Raw genomic sequence first — 19,524 nt, forward strand, 5'->3', positions numbered from 1 at the left:
ATTGTCCTTAGTCTGTCCTTTGACCAGTATTTAAAACGATTACTGTAAGGCAAACATAGCTTCGAAGCCAGAGAAATAGATTAGGGATTTTCATGCGTTTGTCGTGACCTGACCAGCTGTTAGGTACTTATAAGAATGTTTTGTGGTACAATCAGAAGTGGACATGTTTATCATCTTTCTATACTGGATTTTGCAACTTTTAGTATAACAGATAAACATACTCGTGGTGCTAGTTAATCTCAAACGACAATAAAAAGCCCAAATGGACTATACTGTAAGTGACAAAACATACAGGAGGTTAGTCCACATGAGCCACTTAAAGTATACCGCTAAATCTCATCATTTACAATGGAGTTTACCTCAATTATCACTCATTTGTCATCGCCTTTATCGAGAATATTGCCCAGATAAGTTTCAACATCGACGTAATATTGGACTAGCTAACGTTTCAGACAAGTCGCTATTAGTCTTGCTTTTGCTACAAGCTGAATTAGGCATTATGTCACAGCGCCATTTCTACAACATCTGTCGCCTGTTTCCTTGTGGTCAATTACTGGAGAGAAGTCGTTTTAATCGACGTTCGAGACAATTGATTTGGCTAGTTCAATTGATTCGAGAATCAATGAATGGCAAGGTATCTGATACTACCGCTATCGTGGACAGTTTTCCTTTGCCGCTTTGCCAAACCGTTCGCAATCATCGTGCAAATATTTTTAAAGGGGTGGCTGATATTGGTTACAATGCGTCTAAACGCCTGTGGTTTTTCGGGTTCAAGGTGCATATGCTCGTCACCTTATCAGGTTATATTCTGAATTATGTGGTTACACCAGCCTCTGTTCATGATATCAATGTGGTCATCGACCTATTAGAAGGTTGTCAACAGTCTGTTATTCTGGCTGATTTAGGCTATCTCAGTCATGATCTTAAAGAAGCCTTGAAAGGAGAAGAGGATCATTTATGGACGCCTTTACGACAAAATATGGATGGAGCTAATCAACATAACCATTGGCAGTTGATGGCGATGAGACGAACCATTGAGACGCGCTTTTCTACACTTTGCAGGCTATTTAATATTGAACAACCCTTGGCAAGAGGGCTTGTCTGGGCTACAGATACGAATTGAACAGATGGTACTTGCCTATAATTTAAATTATTTTAAGATTAACTAGCACCACGAGTAATGATGTTATAATATGAGCTGTCGCAAACTTACCACTAGCGAACTTAGTTAGGAGGTGAGTATTATGTGGCATGGGTTCCTCACCCTTGTTCTTTTGCCGTTAATAGTCAATGTGCTACCTAACATAATATCTGAATGGCTAATCAGAAAAGAAAAAGAACGAAGCGACAAATAAAAAATAGCCTGAGTATCCTTGAGCAAGATACAAAAAAACACCTCAGCGGCAACTGGGTGTTTTATTATGTGTTTTAGGTTCCTCAACCTTAAGCACTTTTAGTATAACACAATTGTACATATAAGTTCAAAAAAAAAGCCAAGTCAAGGATGAAAGTAAAGACAGTTTAAAATAAAACTGTCTTTTTGCATGTTGTACAAAAAATACAAAAGAGAGAAGCTGTCATTTTGAGAAGAGAATAGAAAAGATCGTTCTCTGGCAAGATTAGCACGTGTTGAGGAAATCTCCAATTCCCTTGAAATAATTTCTCAAAGTGTTTTTATTTTTTTTAAAAAGGAGTAAACTAGAATTGAAAAAATTGGTTTTGTTAGAAAGGAAAATTATTTAGGAAAAAATTTATAAAATCAATTTTATAAAAGACGAATTCAGAATTTATAGTGATTAAAACGAAAGTGTGAACGATATGAAAAACATTTTATGAAAATAATTTTAGGTATTACATTATGTTTTGGTTTTACTTTTTTGTTTAATCAAAAAGTAAGTGCAGCAACTGCATCAGGATGGTATTCGCCATTTAGTTCTGTTAGTAATAATATTATTATTTGTAAAGTTGGCAAACCTTATACGATGGCTAATATGAAAAATGGTAATTGTAAAGTTGATTGGGGAAATGTAGTTCATAATGTTTCTAATAACATAGCCGCTTCATTTGGCGACTTACACAATCCTTTACCTTAGGAGGTAGCTTTGGAAGATAAATTATTCTTAGATGAATCAAAAAAAATAATTACTGAATTTCGTTCATCAGTAGAATCTGATTTACCTAATTCAAAAGATAAACAAAGAGTATTGCAGTTAACTAATAGTGTTTTGTCAAAACTATCAAATAAGACAAAGCTTGATAATAAGGTACTTATAGAAATGGAAAAGTTTTATCAAAATACTAGTATGATTATTGGTTTATCTAGATTAGATTTGAAAGGTGACGCTTATGATTCGTGGAGAGTATACGACAAATTTCATTTTGAGCATGTTAAGCCGAATTTAAAAGTTTATGGTAATACGCTTTTGATCTAAATTTGATGTATTGGAGGGCCGGTTTTTTATAATTAGTCCTTAGAAACGCTAATTGTTGCAATGTGGAATCAAGATAAACTTAATTATTTTCTCAAAGGAGATTAAGATGGCAGAAGAAAATCCAAAACATGAAATCATGATACGGGTTACACAAGACAATACGTTTCAACTTCAGTTTGCGATTACGGAAGATGGCGAAAATCCTCCAGAATTAATTGCGTTAGAACTTTTAAAAACAACAGTAGCAGGTTTAGCTGAACGTTTAAATGTGAAACCTGAATTTTTAGCAGAAACGATGTATCACGATTTTACTAAAGGTGATTTTATAGAAACCGATAGTAAGAATGAAAGTCAAAAATGATAAAGACAGTTTAAAATAAAACTGGAAAAATATAAAAAGTGAAATTGTCATTTTGAGAAGAGAACAGTTTAATTGTTCTCTGGCAAGCGTAACCTCCTGTATGTTTTGTCACTTACAGTATAGTCCATTTGGGCTTTTTATTGTCGTTTGAGATTAACTAGCACCACGAGTTCAGACGATATATTTATTAAAGCTGTAAAATAAGGTATAATTGTAAATAAACATTTTTTGTTGGAGATAGAGATGTACTTAGTGTTACTTTACCTCACACTGTCTTTTATGATCGTGTTTTGCATACTTAATTTGGACCAATTAGAAATTTTAAAGATTCGTTTGCAACTACTTCTTACAACATTAACTTTGCGTTCTCGGGTATATTACATTGCGGTAGCCACTTTTCTTTTTGTTATTTTTAGCGTTTGGTATGGTTCAAGAACTGCAGTGCCTCATTCTTCATCTTATTTCACTGATAAACAGCTTAATGAGGTGAAAGAGGAATTTCAAACACAAGGGTTCAAAAAGGTTATGGCTGTTCCTATCAGAGATCTAGAAAAAGGGAAGGATAAAGATAGAACTGTGATGGAAGTTGAAATAGGAGGAGATACATTCTTTGAGGAAGGTGCAAAATATGGGAAATCAACTGAGGTCAAAATAAAGTACCATGAGTTTCCAAAAAATTATGCAAAGTTATCGATTGGTACAAGTGACACAATTGAGAAAATAGCAGGTAAACTACGGTCGGATGGTTTTCCTATAACATCTATTAGTAAGGAACAGCTGAGACTTAGGTATATTACAGATAGATATATTACAGAAAATGAAAAAACAGTTCATGCGCTAGAGGTTGATAAGAAGATTTACAAAGGGAAAAAGATTCAAGAATTAGAGTCGTCTTATCTTCCAACATCCTCTACTTTAATTTTAAAGCAATATGAAGAGGATGGCTCTTTTATCATTCTACCTTATATGAAAAATAGCATAACAGATGTAGAAAATTTCAAGAAAACTTTGCAATCAGTTGGGTTCTCAAAAATCAAAGAAGCTTTTATTCCTATCGAGGATGAAAGATTCCACAATAAAATGGATAGCATTGATATAGAAGGACAAAATTTTAAAAATATAAACGGAAATATAGAAGCTGTTGCAGATGCAGAAATCGTTCTTTATTTTTACTATTCAGAAAAAGCTGTTCAAAAAATAGAGAAACAAGAAGAAGAAAAAAGAAAAGCGTTACAAAAGAAAATAGAAGAAGAGCGAAGGAGAGAACAGGAAAGAAATGAGAAGGAAGAAAAAGAGCGACTAGAAGAATCTGCACCTCAGTCAGACCTGATTGCACCTACTCCAACTCCAGAACAATCAACTCCTAACCAAGGGTTAAGACCATTTGGGAATTGTACGGAAGCAAGGAGAGCGGGTAGAGTGAACATTCCAGCTAGTGACCCACAGTATGGATCGTGGTTGGATAGAGATGGAGATGGTTTGGGTTGTGATGGTTAGTATAAGAGAATGGTGTGTGCTACATCAGTCTATTGAGAAGGCGTTGTGCTTTGATTGTTTTGCAACACATACGCGGTTAGGTTAGATCGAATTGTACTTTGAAACTGACCAACACCCGAACCATATACTAATTAAAAGAGGAAAAAATGATTGGAAAACATGACGAAGTATGGCATTTTAATCACAGCATGTTGACATCATTGGGAAATATGAGGAAAAATAAAACATTAAACTATGGAAATCTTTGATACACATACTCACTTAAATGTGGAGAATTTTACAGAAACGGTTAAAGAAGAGCTAAACTTGGCGCGTGAGATGGGCGTTACTCGGCATAATGTCGTTGGTTTTGACCATGAAACGATTGAGAAGGCCTTAGAGATTGCTGATAATCACCCAGAAGTTTACCTAACGCTTGGCTGGCATCCGACCGAAGCAGGGTCTTATGATAGCGATGTAGAAGTCTATCTCAAGCAAGTTCTCAAGCATGATAAAGTCGTGGCACTTGGTGAGATTGGCCTTGATTATCACTGGATGGAAGACCCCAAAGAGGTTCAAATTGAGGTTTTCAAACGTCAAATAGCTCTTTCAAAAGCCTTGGACTTGCCCTTTGTGGTTCATACTCGAGACGCCCTTGAGGATACTTACCAAGTTATTAAGGAAGCCGGTGTTGGTCCACGTGGGGGCATCATGCATTCTTTCTCTGGCTCATTCGAAGACGCTCAGAGATTTGTCGATTTGGGGATGATGATTTCATTTTCAGGTGTTGTTACGTTTAAAAAGGCGACGGATGTCCAAGAAGCAGCGCAGCAATTGCCCCTAGACAAAATCCTTGTTGAAACAGACGCACCCTATTTGGCGCCAGTACCAAAACGAGGAAAAGAAAATAAAACTGCCTATACGCGCTATGTGGTTGAAAAAATAGCAGAGCTACGCGGGATGACGGTTGAGGAAGTTGCAAAAATCACAACTGAGAATGCAAATCGTCTCTTCGGATTAGAAGACTAGGTGAGCGAGTGAGAAATAACCAATAGCTTTCGCAGTGATGAAAGTGGGTAACAGAGCAATTGGTAATCGCAAAGGGTTTCCTTCGTTGCCTTGTCTCTTTCAACCGTTACAACTGACGAGTTCAATCTTAAAAAATGTTAAGCCAGCTACTGGTGTTGCAGTTTTAAGGGGTTGTTGAAATTTTAACTATCACAATAAGTGATAGATGTTGAAAGGCAGTCGTTTGCATCTCATTTTCAGAGGAAGTTATCGAAAAAAGGAGAATATGACAGAAAAACTAAAAATCCAAGAGGTCCTCGTTGTCGAAGGCAAGGATGATACCGCAAATCTTCAACGGTTCTACGATGTAGACACCTATGAAACACGGGGGTCAGCTATCTCAGAAGACGACTTAGAACGCATTGAAAAGCTACACGAACTTCGCGGTGTTATCGTCTTTACAGACCCAGATTATAGTGGAGAGAGGATTCGACGTGTCATTATGGATGCTATTCCGACTGTTCGCCATGCCTTTCTTAATCGAGACGAGGCGGTTCCAAAAAACAAAACAAAGGGGCGTTCTCTGGGTGTTGAACATGCTAGTTTTGAAGATTTACATAAGGCCTTGTCAAAAGTGACCCAGCATTTTGATGATGAAGATTATTTTGACATTACCAAATCTGATCTTATACGTCTTGGTCTTCTTATGGGAGCAGATAGCCGACAACGTCGCGAGTATTTAGGGCAAAAACTTCGTATTGGCTATAGCAATGGCAAACAACTCCTGAAACGTCTAGAGCTCTTCGGCGTGACCTTAGCAGAAGTTGAGGAAGTAATGAGAGAGTATGGAGAATAATCCTGTGTCTGATTTGTGAGCGTATTGAAATGATTAAATCGCAAACCAATCCTTATTTCGTAAAAGAGTTGGAGACTGGTTATGTCGTCATTGGTGACCATCAGCATTTTAGAGGCTACGCTGTTTTCCTCTGTAAAGAACATGTGACAAAATGACATGATTTACCTAAGGATTTCCGAAATCATCATTTATCTGAAATGGCAGATGTTTCAAAAGCTATTAGTAAAGCTTTCGCTGCCGAGAAAATGAACATTGAAAGTCTAGGAAATGGTGATAGCCACTTGCATTGGCATTTATTTCCGAGAAAGTCTGGCGATTTAGGAGAATACGGGCATCATAGCAAAGGTCCAGTTTGGTGGCTACCATTTGAAAACATGTATTCTGATGACAACAGAATTTCAGGAGCAGATTTAGAAGAGATGAAGTCCAAACTCCTTTTAGAATTACATAAATAGAAAGAAAAATATTATGCGTATCGCAGACTACTCCGTGACCAAGAGCATTCTTGAGCGTCACGGTTTTACTTTTAAAAAATCTTTCGGTCAAAACTTTTTGACTGACACTAATATTTTACAGAAGATTGTTGACACGGCTGAGATTGATCAGACGGTCAATGTCATTGAAATTGGTCCTGGGATTGGGGCTTTGACAGAATTTTTAGCGGAAAATGCCGCTGAAGTCATGGCTTTTGAAATTGATGAGCGCTTGGTTCCGATCCTAGATGACACGCTTCGTGATTTTGATAATGTTCAGATTATCAATAAAGATGTCCTCAAAGCAGACTTGCAGACGGAGATTCAGAACTTTAAAAATCCAGAACTTCCAATTAAAGTGGTAGCCAATCTTCCTTACTACATCACCACCCCTATCCTCATGCATTTAATTGAGAGCAAAATTCCTTTCACAGAGTTTGTGGTCATGATGCAAAAGGAAGTGGCGGACCGCATTTCAGCTGAACCAAACACCAAGGCTTACGGCTCTCTTTCAATTGCTGTTCAATACTATATGATGGCCAAGGTAGCCTTCATCGTGCCTCGTACCGTCTTTGTCCCTGCACCTAACGTGGATTCCGCTATTCTCAAGATGGTTCGTAGGGAAAATCCTTTAGTGTCGGTTCAGGATGAGGATTTCTTGTTTGATGTTTCAAAAGCTAGTTTTGTCCATCGACGCAAGACCCTTTGGAACAATTTGACGAATCGGTTTGGAAAAACAGATGATGTCAAAGTGATACTAGAAAAAGCCTTAGAAAAAGCAGAGCTTAAACCCAATGTTCGTGGTGAGGCTCTCTCCATTCAAGATTTTGGCCGTTTGGCGGATGCTCTCAAGGAATTAGGATTGTAAAAAAAGAAAAGCATTTCAGAAAACCTGAAACACTTTTTGGTTTTTACTTGCTAAATGAAACTACCCAAAACTTGCCCAATTAAAAAGGCTACTGCTGCCGCAACGATGCCAACGATTAGTGTGCGGACGATTTCGGTTCGTTTACTTTGTTTTGTAATGGTCGCCTTAATCCAACCAAGAGCAACTAGCGCTAGGGAGACGAGTAGACTGGCTAAAATCAAGGTGACACGGTCAGAAAAGTCAGAGAGGTGGATTAATAAAAGGTAGCTAAGAAGAGGGATTAAGCCGAAGAAGTTGAAAGAGAGGAAGGTCATGACAGCGTTGTTAAGTGCTTTTGATGAGTCTGTGCCTTCTTCGGTTGTAGAACTTAGATAATCTCCTGCTGCCATGGAAAACCCATCGGCCAAAAGGTTAGAAAAACCTAAGATGATGATGGCTGCTGTCCCTAGGTTTCCTCCGATAGCCCCAGCAACGACGGCAAAGGTAGTGATAATACCATCAAGCCCACCATAGGTAATGGACTTTGCATAATGACTGAAGTTCATACAATATTTCCTCCTGCTTTTTCTTATTTTCTGATATTATTATCTCATTTATTTCATTAAAAAGATAGTGGATAAACGAACGGATCCTATGTTAGTAGGATTTTGGCGAAACTATCTATGGCTTCATTGAAAGGTTGTGATAGCTATGTTAACTAAAATAGACGAATTAGCTATGGAGGCTAATCTCCGTTGAACGAAAGAAATGGAGGTAGTATGACTTTTTCGACAGTAAAAATAGAAACAGAACGTCTAGCAATCCAACCGTTAAGAAAAGAGAACTACGACGCTTGGTACCAAGCCTATAGTAAGCGTCAACCATCGCAATCACCATATGATGATGGCTATATTGATTTGGCACCCTGCACCAAAGGGTGGTTTGATGATTTGGTAATGAGACATAGACATCTAGCCGAGGAGGATAAGCAATATATTTTTGCCATATTCACAAAATCAGGTCGCCACTTAGGGATGATTGATGTGGTCATTTTAGCGCGTGCTAATATGAATTGGTGTGAATTGGGGTATTTTATCCATAACCAAGATTGGCGTCGTGGTTATGCCTACGAAGCTTTATCAGCACTTCTTGAGCAACTATATCCTTTGTTGAATTGTCATCGGATTGAAGCGCATGTTTCTTTAGTCAATACACCCTCACGACAGCTTCTTGAGAAAATCGGTTTCCAATTAGAAGTCATTCGGGAGCAATTTATGTTTGAAGGTGGTCAGTGGATTGATAAGGCTGTGTATGTTCTGAATTTGCACAATGATCCTTTAGATTAATCTTGCCCCTAGTCATTTTATCGGCTAGGGTTTTGTACTCTTTGAAAATCAAAAGCAGACGCTGTTGACTTGATGATCAATAACATCAAAATTAGTATTTGTGCTATTTTCTTAGCTGGTTCAGATATAAACTACAGATTTTTTATTACTATCCATTTCATTCACTGAAACAGCATCTTATCTGACTCACTTAGTCTGCTCCATTTTATAGCAAAAAGACATCGTTGTAGACAAAATAGCTTTTTTGAAATTAACTGAGCATGATTTGGTGACTTTCAGTTCTGTCTGTATCCGCTTTGTCTCATCTGCTTTTGATTGTCATTGAGGATATTCACCCGGGTACAATCCTATCGATAAAACATGGGCTCATATCAAAAACACTTCAGAAAAGTATTGCCGAATGATCATACTTTTATTGAGTTACGCTTGTCCTTTTCTTGTTTCAGTTGATTATATTAGTAGTTGTGATAGCCTTTGTCTATCGCGATGATAATGAAATAGTATAACTGTTTGGAGGAGGTTGTGTATGATTTCGTGGTATAATGGCTTTAAATCGTTTTAAGGAGTTATAACATGACATTGAAAAAAGTTTTAGCATTCACAAGTCTTGCCTTAGCCTCAGGTTTAGTATTGGCAGCTTGTTCATCTGATTCAACTACTGAAAAAGACAAATCTGGTAAAGAAGAAGTTATTTTTGCAACAGTAGGGACTACTGCTCCCTTTTCTTATGAAAAAGACGGCGAATTAACTGGTTATGATGTTGAAGTGGCTCGTGAAATCTTCAAAGATTCTGATACCTATAAAGTCAACTTCAAAAAAATTGCTTGGACATCTATTTTTACTGGCCTTGATGCTGGTAAGTATCAAATGAGTGGTAACAACCTTTCTTATACTGAAGAACGCGCCGCTAAATACCTCTATTCCTACCCAACGGGGTCTACGCCTTCAGTGTTAGCTGTCACAAATGACAGTGATATTAAAAAGTTTGATGATATTGCTGGGCATTCGACGCAGGTTGTTCAGGGGAACACAACAGTGACACAACTTCAAGAGTTTAATAAAAAGCACTCTGATAAACCAGTTGACTTACAATTTACAGATGAAAATATCACTCAAATCTTGCGTAATTTGAATGATGGTAAGACTGATTTCAAAATTTTTGATGCTCCAACCGTCAATGAAATTGTGAAATCTCAAGGATTAGACAATATTAAAACCATTGATTTGAAATCAGAAGATCAACCTTATATTTACTTTATCTTTGCAGATGGAAAAGATGATTTACAAAAATTTGTAAACAAACGCATCAAAGAACTTCAAGAAGATGGAACTTTGGCTAAGTTAGCTGAGGAACACCTTGGTAACAAAGAGTACGTTCCTGCTAAAGATGCATTGAAAGTACCAACAAAATAGCCTTCTAACTATAAGGGATTGAGATAGACTTTGAAAAAAGTTTATCTTTTTTTATTTTTGCTATCTTTTTTTCGAATAAATAGTTAAGAAGAAAAAATAAGGAATGATTATGATGCCTCTGCTGTTATGTTTGATTTCAACGTTATCCATCCTTTCATGTTTTATGCTGATGACGGAAACTTGTCGAAAAGGTGGTTGGGTACGTCGGTCTAAATTTATTTACCTATGGGCCTTACTCTTACTTCCTCTAGCCCATCTATTGGGGATGGCCTATCTATGCCAACTATTTCGCTTTTTAACGATTCTCGGTGCTTTTATTATTATTTGTCATATCCCATATGAAAAGATGACACAAATAAAAAAAGTATGTCTAATTTGCCTTTATTGTGGCTTATTTGTACAACTCTTAACCTTGTTAGGAGGTCAGATCTCTAGTCTTTTATCTTAGCAAGCCGAAAAAGGGATTAGCTGCTGAAGAATGCTGATAATTCTGTTATAATAAACATATCTTGATTACTAAGGAGTTCATTTGCAAGGAAGAATTATCAAAGCTTTGGCAGGATTTTACTATGTAGAATGCCAAGGACAAGTCTATCAAACCAGAGCCAGAGGCAAATTTAGAAAAAAAGGTCAAACCCCCTATGTAGGGGATTTTGTGGATTTCTCAGCAGAGGACAATTCTGAAGGTTATATTCTGAAGATTCACGAGCGACAAAACAGTCTTATTCGCCCACCGATTGTTAATATTGATCAAGCGGTGGTCATTATGTCAGCTAAAGAACCAGATTTCAATGCCAATCTATTGGATCGTTTTTTGGTTCTGTTAGAGCATAAGGAAATTCAGCCAGTTGTCTATATTTCCAAAATGGATCTATTAGAAAATCCAGTAGAAATAGAGACTATTGCTGATCGATACCAAGCAATTGGTTACGATTTTGTAACTTCGCAAGAGATGCTTTTACCTCTATTAAAGGACAAAATCACAGTCTTTATGGGTCAAACAGGCGTTGGAAAATCAACCTTACTCAATAGCATTGCGCCTGAGTTGGCCTTAGAAACTGGTGAAATTTCAGATAGTCTAGGACGTGGTCGCCACACCACACGTGCGGTCAGTTTTTACAATGTTCATGGTGGGAAAATTGCAGATACACCAGGCTTTTCGTCTTTGGATTATGAAGTAAAAACGGTTGAAGACCTTAGTGAGTCCTTTCCAGAAATTCGAAAAGCTAGCCATTTTTGTAAGTTCCGCTCTTGTAGCCACACCCATGAACCAGCTTGCGGCGTTAAAGAGGCTCTTAAAGAGGGTTGTATTTGGCAATCTCGTTATGATAATTACCTTCAATTCCTTAGCGAAATCGAAAATCGTCGCGAAACATACCTCAAAGTTATCAAAAGAAAGTAGGCCATCATGTCAACTCATAAAATCGCCCCATCTATTTTAGCCGCTGATTATGCCAATTTTGCTTCTGAGCTCAAGCGCATTGAAGAAACCAGTGCTGAGTACGTTCACATTGATATTATGGATGGTCAATTTGTCCCTAACATCAGTTTTGGTGCCGACGTTGTCGCTAGTATGCGTAAACACAGTAAGCTTGTCTTTGATGTTCATCTCATGGTCGTCAATCCTGAACGTTTTGTTGACGCCTATGCACAGGCTGGCGCAGATATCATGACTGTTCATGCTGAGAGTACACTACACATCCATGGGGCTCTTCAAAAAATCAAGGCTGCTGGTATGAAAGCTGGTGTGGTAATTAACCCAGGAACACCAGTGGAGAATCTGATCCCTGTCCTGGATTTGGTTGACCAAGTTCTTATCATGACAGTTAACCCTGGATTTGGTGGGCAAGCCTTTATTCCAGAATGCTTGGAAAAGGTTAGCAAGATTGCTCAATTACGAGACCAAAAAGGTTTGAGTTTTGACATTGAAGTGGATGGTGGTGTTGATAACCAGACGATTAAGGCCTGTGCCGATGCTGGTGCCAATGTTTTTGTAGCTGGTTCGTATCTCTTCAAAGCTCAAGATTTGGTTTCTCAAGTTGACAGCTTGCGCGTGGCTTTGAATGACTAAGGTCGCTTTGTTAGCAGGTGGCGATTACAGTCCACCGAGAGGAGATTTTGATTTATATATCGGTATTGATCGTGGGGCTTTAAGTCTTTTGGAAAATGGCTTCGCTTTGGATTGGGCAGTGGGAGATTTTGATTCCATTTCTGAAGAAGAAATGACCAAAATCGTATCATCCGGTGCCCGCATTTACCGATCGCCCGCTGAAAAAAATGATACAGATACGGAGTTGGCACTGAAATTATTGTTTAAGACATATCCACTGGCGCAGGCCACGTTATTTGGTGCCTTTGGTGGTCGTGTTGACCACTTTTTATCCAATATTTTTTTACCTAGCGATCCAGACCTACAACCTTATATGCGTCAGATTCATTTGGCAAATGACACTAACTTCATTTCCTATTTTCCAAAAGGCAAGCATACGGTTGAAAGTCATCCAGAGATGACTTATCTTGCTTTTATGACAGATGAGGAAACGGAGTTGAGAATTTTGGGTGCTAAGTACGAATTGACTGCGGCTAATTATTTTAAGAAAAAAATCTACTCCAGTAATGAAGCTATTGGAAAACTGATTACCTTGACTGTGCCTTCTGGCTACGTTGTGGTCATAGAAAGTAAAGATTAAAGAAAGAGGTTACGATGCTGGTTTTAATTATATTACTTTTGCTAGCTAGCCTTGGATTAACCTTCTTTTTATATCACAAGGTTACTCACTTAGAAGACATGCTCAAAAATCAGCTGGAAGATCATGTAGACAATCTTTCAGAGCAACTCTCCTACCAGAACGAACGAACTTCAAATGACGTACGGATAGCTATAAATCAAGATTTTAATCGATTACAAACGGACCTCTATCAGCAGTTAACAGAGATTCGCGAAGTGCTGCATCAGAACCTTTCAGACAGTCGTGATCGGTCAGACCAGCGATTAGATACGATGACCGAGCGGTTAAGAATGACTGTGAAAGAAATGCAAGATTCTAACGAAAAACGGTTAGAACAGATGCGTTTGACTGTTGAAGAGAAGTTGGAAAAGACCTTGCAAACACGGTTGCAGGCTTCTTTTGATAGCGTGTCTAAGCAACTAGAGTCTGTTAACCAAGGCCTCGGTGAGATGAAAACTGTTGCGCAGGATGTTGGAACACTTAATAAGGTTCTGTCTAACACTAAGACGCGTGGCATTTTAGGAGAACTTCAGCTGGGGCAAATTATTGAAGATATCTTGACTGAAAATCAGTATGAGCGAGAGTTTGTTACTGTTCCAAATTCATCAGAACGGGTAGAATATGCCATTAAGATGCCCGGAACCAGTCAAGGAGACTATGTTTATCTTCCGATTGATTCTAAATTTCCTTTGGAAGATTACTATAGATTGGAAGATGCCTATGAAACGGGAGATAAGGCGGAGGTTGAGCGTTACCGAAAAGCACTTCTGTCTAGTATTAAACGCTTTGCTAAAGATATTAATCAAAAATATATTAAACCACCTGAGACCACAAATTTTGGCGTGCTGTTCTTACCAACAGAAGGGCTTTATGCCGAAGTGGTGCGACAATCAGCCTTCTTTGATAGTCTAAGACGTGAGGAAAATATTGTTGTCGCTGGACCATCGACATTGTCAGCACTTTTAAATTCTTTGTCTGTCGGCTTTAGAACGCTTAATATTCAAAAGAATGCTGATGATATTAGTAAAGTTTTGGGTAATGTCAAGTTGGAATTTGATAAATTTGGAAATATGCTAGTCAAAGCGCAGAAGCAATTGTCAACCGCCAGTAAGACTGTTGATAGTCTCCTGACGACTCGAACCAATTCTATACGACGTGCTTTAGAAACCATTGAAACTTATCAGGATAGTGCAACCACTAACCTCTTGGATATGTCACCTTTAGAAGACGAGGATTCTTATGAAAATTAATCAAATGAAAAAAGATGAGCCTTTTGAAGGGTTCTATCTCATCAAAAAAGCAGAATTACGCAAAACAAGAGCTGGAAAAGACTTTCTTTCTATGACTTTTCAAGATGATTCAGGGGAGATTTCTGGTAATCTTTGGGATGCGCAGGCTCATAATGTTGAAACTTTCACTGCCGGAAAAGTTGTCCATATGCAAGGACGTCGTGAGGTTTATAATAACACGCCTCAAGTCAATCAAATCACTCTGCGCTTACCAAAAGATGACGAACCGAGTGATCCAAGTGATTTCAAGGAAAAACCACCTGTAAACGTAGCTGATGTTAAAGACTATTTGGAGCAGATGGTTTTTAAGATTGAAAATGCAACTTGGCAACGTATTGTTCGTGCCCTTTACCGTAAATACCATCAAGAATTTTTCACCTACCCAGCTGCTAAAACAAATCACCATGCTTTTGAATCAGGGCTAGCCTATCACACAGCAACGATGGTACGTTTGGCTGATGCTATCGGTGACATCTATCCTGAACTCAATAAGAGCCTACTGTTTGCAGGTATCATGCTTCATGACTTAGCCAAGGTCATCGAATTGTCAGGGCCAGATAATACGGAGTATACTGTTCGTGGTAATTTGATTGGTCATATTGCTCTCATTGATGAAGAAATCACCAAAGTCCTAACAGAACTAAATATTGATGATACTAAAGAAGAAGTGACAGTACTTCGACACGTTGTTCTGAGTCATCATGGCCTTTTAGAATACGGTAGTCCAGTTCGTCCTAGAATCATGGAAGCTGAAATTATCCATATGATAGATAATATTGATGCTGAAATGATGATGATGACAACTGCCTTGAGTAGAGTTGGTGAAGGTGAAATGACCGCCCGGCTATTTGCTTTAGATAATCGTTCGTTTTATAAGCCAAAAATATAAATAGTCAAGAGAAAAATAAAAAAGCGCGCATTATTTGAGGATAATGTTCGCTTTTTATTAGGTTTGTGCTATAATAGCTACAAAATAAGAGATAAAACAGTAAAATATAGAAAACATTGGTTTGATGTGCCATCATCATTGAAAAGAGTGGTACAAGATAGCTGTTTTATCATATCGACTAGAGGAGAACAGTATGAAATTAAGACGAAGTGAGCGTATGGTTGTGATTTCAAATTATCTCATTAACAATCCCTACCAATTAACAAATTTAAACACTTTTGCAAGCAAGTATGAAGCTGCTAAGTCTTCTATTTCTGAGGATATTGCTATTATCAAAAAAGCTTTTGAAGAAAGTCATATTGGAGAAATTGAGACTGTCACCGGAGCCAGTGGAGGAGTGATTTTCACACCTAGTATTTCGAAAGACGAAGCACTAACTATTGTGGAAGATCTTTGTGGCAAACTTTCCGAAAGTGATCGTATTTTACCTGGAGGCTATCTTTATCTAACAGATCTTTTGAGTACGCCAACTATTTTACAAAATGTTGGCCGTATTATTGCTAACGCTTTTAAAGGTGAAAAAATTGATGCTGTTATGACAGTTGCAACAAAAGGGGTTCCACTAGCAAATGCAGTTGCTAACGTCCTTAATGTACCATTTGTCATTGTTCGCCGTGATTTGAAAATTACGGAAGGATCAACGGTCTCTGTTAACTATGTCAGTGGTTCATCAGACCGTATTGAAAAGATGTTCTTATCAAAACGTAGTTTGCAACCTGGAAGTCGAGTTCTTATTGTGGATGATTTCTTAAAAGGTGGTGGAACAGTGACGGGAATGATGGGCCTTCTAGCAGAATTTGACAGTGAATTAGTTGGTGTAGCCGTTTTTGCTGAGAATGCCCAGACAGAAAAAATGGATGTTTCCTACAAGTCACTATTAAAAGTTTCTGAGTTAGATGTTAAACATAATCGAGTGACTGTAGAAACAGGAAATATTTTCCAATAAAACCTTGTGAATTATAGAATTAACACATGGATGTTACAGAATTGAAACATTCATGTGTTATTATTTATAAGCTGATTGAATTCTACTGTTTTTTAAAACAGTGGGGTTCATTAGAAATGAAATAAGAATAACGAGTGGAAGTTTATGTTGAAGAAATTAAAATTAGTAAGGGAAAATTCGGGGAAATTAGCTGCAACATCAACAATTGCGTTGCTTGGTTTTGGATTAGCTAACCAAACAAATGTTCATGCTGATGAATTAACGGCAGTTTCTACACCAACCGAGTCCGGTGCGACAACATCGACAACTGTCGACTTTGTTCCAACAACAGTTGCTGAAGCCAATGCGTTAGTAGTTAACGCGCAAGCTGTTGCGGATAGCGCAAGTGAAGTTTTCTCAGAAAAAGAAAGTCAAGTTGTTTCACAATCTGAAACAATTGAGGTGTCAACGTCCGAGGTTGCAACTCTTGAAAAACAATTAGTTAGTGCCCTAGCAGAACATTCTGAGGCAATTGCAATTAAATCTGAAGGGTCATCTGAACATATTTCAGAGTTAACCTCCCAGGTTTCTTCTGTGACAGAAACTTATACATCTGAGTCTGCAGTAAATGCTGCTAATCAATCAGCAGCAGATTCTCAATCGGTAACAGTCTCATCTGCTAGTGTAGCGGCCTCAGAGGCTAACCGTTCAGCTTCAGAAGCAGCAGCAAAAGTTGATGAATTGACTTCTTTAGTTGCTTCACCAGAAAAAGTTTCTACAAACTTACTTAACGCTAAAGCTGAAGTGAGTCGTTTGGAACGCGAAGTATCTGCTGCAGAAAAAGCAGTCGTTTCAGCTACAACTACTGCGAAAGCAAACCTTGCTAAAAAATTAGCTGAAAAACAAAACGAATTATCACAAAAACAAACTGTTTTAAATAAACTTAAATCAGATCAAACAACTGCTAATGTTGCCTCGGTTACTGGAAGCAATAAAATCGTTCTTCCATCAACATACAAAACGGTTGTTTACCCAGCTTTAAAGACAATCGAAAATAGTGGATGGACTTACTCATCTGGATACAAGCAATCAGTTTCACGATTAAAAAATCAAATTGAGTCTGGCGTTCAGTCTTCCATTTATGGCGTGTCATACAATGGTAGTGGTGTAAACTCCTACAAATCTATTGCGGCAGATAAAACAAGATATATTGATCCTAATAACCTTTCAACTGCTGTTCAAAATGAAATGGCACAGTTTACAGGTGAATTATTAAATTCTGTTCGTTCTCAACTTGGTTTAGCAACGTTGACGGTTACTAAAACGGCACAAGAGATGGCTGCAGCGATCGCAAACGAATATCGTCGTTCAGGATATGGTCGTTTAGGAAATGCACACAATCCAAGCATTATTGGGAAACATGCGCAAAATCTTGGTCTTTTATCCTCTGATAACCGTGGTTATGAAAGCCTAGGTTTCTTTGGAAATGCTAAGACGGTTGATGAGTTGAAAAACTACTTCTACAACTCGATAGTTTATATGCTATTTAATGACGTGACATCAGACTATGGCCATACCATCAGTTTGCTTCAGAATAACAACAATGGACCATACTACCTGGGAGTTTCTTCTACATCAAATGCCCAACACATTTACGTTATTCCATCCGCCAATGTCAAATCATCTCGTTTCAATACGACATCACTCGTTGCAACTAAAACGGTTGATAATAGTGCGCAAATTTCAGCTGTGAAATCAGCTATGACAGCTATTCAGTCAGAAATTGACGGTTTGAAAGCTCAAAAATCGACGATTGCTTCCTCTACATTAGTTGTTCGTGCTAAAGATAAATTGAAAAAACTCAATCAACAATTGTCGGCATCGCGTGATAACTATAAAACGTTATCAACCTTGAAAACGACATTGGCAGCTAACAAGAGTAAGTTACGTTCACAACTGGAAGAGGCCAAACAAGTCAGTGCTATTCGCCTTCAAGAAAAAGTAATTGCTCAGGATAACTTGACAAGGGAACTTAAAAAATATCAAGTTTTACAAGCAGCTGCTAATAAATCTAAAGCCTCTGTTGCAAGCTTGAAAGAAAGAATTGTAGCACTATCTAAAGACTTAGAAAAAATCAAAGATCCGGAACTCGTATCTCGTACAGCAGCTACTGTTAAAACACTCAAAGACGATCTTCAAACAGCAAAAGCAGGTTTAGAAGTCAATGTTAAAGCTCTTCAACTGTTGCAGAATGAGTTGCAATCAGCAGCTAAAGCTTATGGAACAGCTAAAGAGAACTTAGAGAACTCTAAGTTGCTTCTTGAAACTTTGATTGGCAAACAAGAAGTTGAAGTGCCTGGAGCATCAAACACAGCTTCTACGGGAACTAATGCTGTTATGGATGAACCTATCGTTCCGGGAAATGTTCCAACATTCAATGGGACCGATAAAGTTATTTCAGGAACTTCAGTCGCTTCACAGATGGTTTCAAAAGTTGATACGAAGACCAGTGTAACTTCAGATGATAAAGCTATGGCTAAATCAGAAAATCATCATGAAAGCAAAGACTCAAGTCTTCCAAAAACTGGCGAAAGTACTTCTGCAGGATTTATCCTGGCTGGGGTCAGCATTTTAGGAATGGCAGGGCTGGTTGTCAAACGCAAAAACAACTAGATTATCGATCTAGTCCATCAAAAGGTTGGCTTATTGTCAACTGAAGTGGGCGCTTCATCATTAAGTACAAGAGAAAATCAGGGCTCTATAATTTCTGTAGTGGGTGACTTCACCGCAGAGGTTATGGGGCTTTTTAATGCAAAAAAGAATTTAGGAAAAATAATTGACGGCGACCAAGTATTGTGGTACTATAATAAACGGTACTTTTTACTTTTGGTCTCTCAAAAGTGTACAGAGACGTGCTGACAAATGTTGCAAAAGTACACACAGAATAGAGGATGTCACCAATTGCTCTATTCAACCAAAAATAAAATCTTTACAGGAGAAATGTAGATGCCTACAATTAACCAGTTGGTACGTAAACCACGTAAATCTAAAGTTGAAAAATCAGATTCACCTGCTTTGAATATTGGTTACAACAGTCACAAAAAAGTCCACACTAAATTGTCAGCACCACAAAAACGTGGTGTTGCAACTCGTGTTGGAACAATGACACCTAAAAAACCTAACTCAGCCCTTCGTAAATTTGCTCGTGTACGTTTGAGCAACCTTATTGAAGTAACTGCCTATATCCCTGGTATTGGTCATAACTTGCAAGAACACAGCGTTGTTCTTATCCGTGGTGGTCGTGTTAAAGACCTTCCAGGGGTACGTTATCACATCGTTCGTGGTGCACTTGATACAGCAGGTGTTGCTGACCGTAAACAAGGCCGTTCTAAATACGGTGCTAAACGTCCTAAAGGATAA

18 protein-coding genes and 2 pseudogenes are annotated in these 19,524 nt (G+C 38.1%); 19 read left to right on the plus strand and 1 reads right to left on the minus strand.

What is annotated here, in order from left to right:
• The first annotated feature begins 307 nt into the window (after nucleotides 1-307).
• From ABP870_RS03960 to rsmA, 9 genes and pseudogenes are all read left to right on the plus strand, one after another.
• Nucleotides 308-1,169 (plus strand): annotated as a pseudogene (locus ABP870_RS03960) (IS982 family transposase).
• Between the two features lie 663 nt (nucleotides 1,170-1,832).
• Nucleotides 1,833-2,093 (plus strand): hypothetical protein, encoded by a 261-nt coding sequence (locus ABP870_RS03965; protein ID WP_350014193.1) that lies wholly within the window; start codon nucleotides 1,833-1,835, stop codon nucleotides 2,091-2,093.
• A gap of 9 nt (nucleotides 2,094-2,102) precedes the next feature.
• Nucleotides 2,103-2,432 carry a helicase BlpT gene (locus tag ABP870_RS03970; protein ID WP_350014194.1) on the plus strand — a complete coding sequence of 110 codons (330 nt, stop codon included), beginning with the start codon at nucleotides 2,103-2,105 and terminating at the stop codon, nucleotides 2,430-2,432.
• Nucleotides 2,433-2,538: 106 nt separating this feature from the next.
• On the plus strand, nucleotides 2,539-2,793 hold the full coding sequence (locus ABP870_RS03975; RefSeq protein WP_350014195.1) for a hypothetical protein: 255 nt from the start codon (nucleotides 2,539-2,541) through the stop codon (nucleotides 2,791-2,793).
• 243 nt (nucleotides 2,794-3,036) lie between these two features.
• Nucleotides 3,037-4,290 carry an excalibur calcium-binding domain-containing protein gene (locus ABP870_RS03980; protein WP_350014196.1) on the plus strand — a complete coding sequence of 418 codons (1,254 nt, stop codon included), beginning with the start codon at nucleotides 3,037-3,039 and terminating at the stop codon, nucleotides 4,288-4,290.
• A 234-nt stretch (nucleotides 4,291-4,524) separates the two neighbouring features.
• On the plus strand, nucleotides 4,525-5,298 hold the full coding sequence (locus ABP870_RS03985) for a TatD family hydrolase (RefSeq protein ID WP_350014197.1): 774 nt from the start codon (nucleotides 4,525-4,527) through the stop codon (nucleotides 5,296-5,298).
• 265 nt (nucleotides 5,299-5,563) lie between these two features.
• On the plus strand, nucleotides 5,564-6,133 hold the full coding sequence (gene rnmV / locus ABP870_RS03990) for a ribonuclease M5 (RefSeq protein ID WP_350014198.1): 570 nt from the start codon (nucleotides 5,564-5,566) through the stop codon (nucleotides 6,131-6,133).
• A gap of 2 nt (nucleotides 6,134-6,135) precedes the next feature.
• Nucleotides 6,136-6,588: pseudogene (locus ABP870_RS03995) on the plus strand (HIT family protein).
• 13 nt (nucleotides 6,589-6,601) lie between these two features.
• Entirely contained in the window at nucleotides 6,602-7,474 is an 873-nt protein-coding gene (gene rsmA, locus ABP870_RS04000) for a 16S rRNA (adenine(1518)-N(6)/adenine(1519)-N(6))-dimethyltransferase RsmA (RefSeq protein WP_350014199.1), read from the plus strand.
• 50 nt (nucleotides 7,475-7,524) lie between these two features.
• Here rsmA and ABP870_RS04005 read toward each other — a convergent pair whose 3' ends face one another.
• Nucleotides 7,525-8,019 carry a VIT1/CCC1 transporter family protein gene (locus tag ABP870_RS04005; RefSeq protein WP_350014200.1) on the minus strand — a complete coding sequence of 165 codons (495 nt, stop codon included), beginning with the start codon at nucleotides 8,017-8,019 and terminating at the stop codon, nucleotides 7,525-7,527.
• Nucleotides 8,020-8,232: 213 nt separating this feature from the next.
• Here ABP870_RS04005 and ABP870_RS04010 point away from each other — a divergent pair, with 213 nt between their 5' ends.
• The 10 genes from ABP870_RS04010 to rpsL all read left to right on the plus strand — a co-directional run bounded on the left by ABP870_RS04010 (nucleotide 8,233) and on the right by rpsL (nucleotide 19,524).
• Nucleotides 8,233-8,799: a GNAT family N-acetyltransferase gene (locus tag ABP870_RS04010; RefSeq protein ID WP_350014201.1), complete on the plus strand. Its 567-nt coding sequence runs from the start codon at nucleotides 8,233-8,235 to the stop codon at nucleotides 8,797-8,799.
• 573 nt (nucleotides 8,800-9,372) lie between these two features.
• Nucleotides 9,373-10,212: an amino acid ABC transporter substrate-binding protein gene (locus ABP870_RS04020; RefSeq protein ID WP_350014202.1), complete on the plus strand. Its 840-nt coding sequence runs from the start codon at nucleotides 9,373-9,375 to the stop codon at nucleotides 10,210-10,212.
• A gap of 529 nt (nucleotides 10,213-10,741) precedes the next feature.
• A complete protein-coding gene (gene rsgA / locus ABP870_RS04025) occupies nucleotides 10,742-11,614 on the plus strand; it encodes a ribosome small subunit-dependent GTPase A (RefSeq protein ID WP_350014203.1) in 873 nt (290 codons plus the stop codon).
• Between the two features lie 6 nt (nucleotides 11,615-11,620).
• Nucleotides 11,621-12,283: a ribulose-phosphate 3-epimerase gene (gene rpe / locus ABP870_RS04030; protein ID WP_350014204.1), complete on the plus strand. Its 663-nt coding sequence runs from the start codon at nucleotides 11,621-11,623 to the stop codon at nucleotides 12,281-12,283.
• Nucleotides 12,276-12,902, plus strand: a complete 627-nt coding sequence (locus ABP870_RS04035) for a thiamine diphosphokinase (protein WP_350014205.1) — start codon at nucleotides 12,276-12,278, stop codon at nucleotides 12,900-12,902. Before rpe ends, ABP870_RS04035 begins: the two co-directional genes overlap by 8 nt.
• 14 nt (nucleotides 12,903-12,916) lie before the next feature.
• Complete coding sequence (locus tag ABP870_RS04040) at nucleotides 12,917-14,191, plus strand: DNA recombination protein RmuC (RefSeq protein ID WP_350014206.1); 1,275 nt, start codon at nucleotides 12,917-12,919, stop codon at nucleotides 14,189-14,191.
• A complete protein-coding gene (locus ABP870_RS04045) occupies nucleotides 14,181-15,119 on the plus strand; it encodes a 3'-5' exoribonuclease YhaM family protein (protein ID WP_350014207.1) in 939 nt (312 codons plus the stop codon). The genes ABP870_RS04040 and ABP870_RS04045 overlap by 11 nt, the downstream gene beginning before the upstream one ends.
• A 193-nt stretch (nucleotides 15,120-15,312) precedes the next feature.
• Nucleotides 15,313-16,125 (plus strand): pur operon repressor, encoded by an 813-nt coding sequence (gene purR / locus ABP870_RS04050; protein ID WP_062711491.1) that lies wholly within the window; start codon nucleotides 15,313-15,315, stop codon nucleotides 16,123-16,125.
• A gap of 144 nt (nucleotides 16,126-16,269) precedes the next feature.
• Nucleotides 16,270-18,777: an SEC10/PgrA surface exclusion domain-containing protein gene (locus tag ABP870_RS04055; protein WP_350014208.1), complete on the plus strand. Its 2,508-nt coding sequence runs from the start codon at nucleotides 16,270-16,272 to the stop codon at nucleotides 18,775-18,777.
• A 333-nt stretch (nucleotides 18,778-19,110) separates the two neighbouring features.
• On the plus strand, nucleotides 19,111-19,524 hold the full coding sequence (rpsL, locus tag ABP870_RS04060) for a 30S ribosomal protein S12 (RefSeq protein WP_018366304.1): 414 nt from the start codon (nucleotides 19,111-19,113) through the stop codon (nucleotides 19,522-19,524).

The organism is Streptococcus jiangjianxini (assembly GCF_040225085.1).
GTDB lineage: Bacteria > Bacillota > Bacilli > Lactobacillales > Streptococcaceae > Streptococcus > Streptococcus jiangjianxini.

Bases quoted from the DNA above. Each gene is read 5' to 3' on its own strand.
- rpe (WP_350014204.1), top strand. From the start codon at position 11,621: ATGTCAACTCATAAAATCGCCCCATCTATTTTAGCCGCTGATTATGCC.
- ABP870_RS04035 (WP_350014205.1), top strand. From the start codon at position 12,276: ATGACTAAGGTCGCTTTGTTAGCAGGTGGCGATTACAGTCCACCGAGA.
- ABP870_RS04005 (WP_350014200.1), bottom strand. From the start codon at position 8,019: ATGAACTTCAGTCATTATGCAAAGTCCATTACCTATGGTGGGCTTGAT.
- ABP870_RS03975 (WP_350014195.1), top strand. From the start codon at position 2,539: ATGGCAGAAGAAAATCCAAAACATGAAATCATGATACGGGTTACACAA.
- ABP870_RS04040 (WP_350014206.1), top strand. From the start codon at position 12,917: ATGCTGGTTTTAATTATATTACTTTTGCTAGCTAGCCTTGGATTAACC.
- ABP870_RS04010 (WP_350014201.1), top strand. From the start codon at position 8,233: ATGACTTTTTCGACAGTAAAAATAGAAACAGAACGTCTAGCAATCCAA.
- rsmA (WP_350014199.1), top strand. From the start codon at position 6,602: ATGCGTATCGCAGACTACTCCGTGACCAAGAGCATTCTTGAGCGTCAC.
- rnmV (WP_350014198.1), top strand. From the start codon at position 5,564: ATGACAGAAAAACTAAAAATCCAAGAGGTCCTCGTTGTCGAAGGCAAG.
- ABP870_RS03965 (WP_350014193.1), top strand. From the start codon at position 1,833: ATGAAAATAATTTTAGGTATTACATTATGTTTTGGTTTTACTTTTTTG.
- ABP870_RS04055 (WP_350014208.1), top strand. From the start codon at position 16,270: ATGTTGAAGAAATTAAAATTAGTAAGGGAAAATTCGGGGAAATTAGCT.
- ABP870_RS04045 (WP_350014207.1), top strand. From the start codon at position 14,181: ATGAAAATTAATCAAATGAAAAAAGATGAGCCTTTTGAAGGGTTCTAT.
- rpsL (WP_018366304.1), top strand. From the start codon at position 19,111: ATGCCTACAATTAACCAGTTGGTACGTAAACCACGTAAATCTAAAGTT.
- ABP870_RS04020 (WP_350014202.1), top strand. From the start codon at position 9,373: ATGACATTGAAAAAAGTTTTAGCATTCACAAGTCTTGCCTTAGCCTCA.
- ABP870_RS03980 (WP_350014196.1), top strand. From the start codon at position 3,037: ATGTACTTAGTGTTACTTTACCTCACACTGTCTTTTATGATCGTGTTT.
- purR (WP_062711491.1), top strand. From the start codon at position 15,313: ATGAAATTAAGACGAAGTGAGCGTATGGTTGTGATTTCAAATTATCTC.
- ABP870_RS03985 (WP_350014197.1), top strand. From the start codon at position 4,525: ATGGAAATCTTTGATACACATACTCACTTAAATGTGGAGAATTTTACA.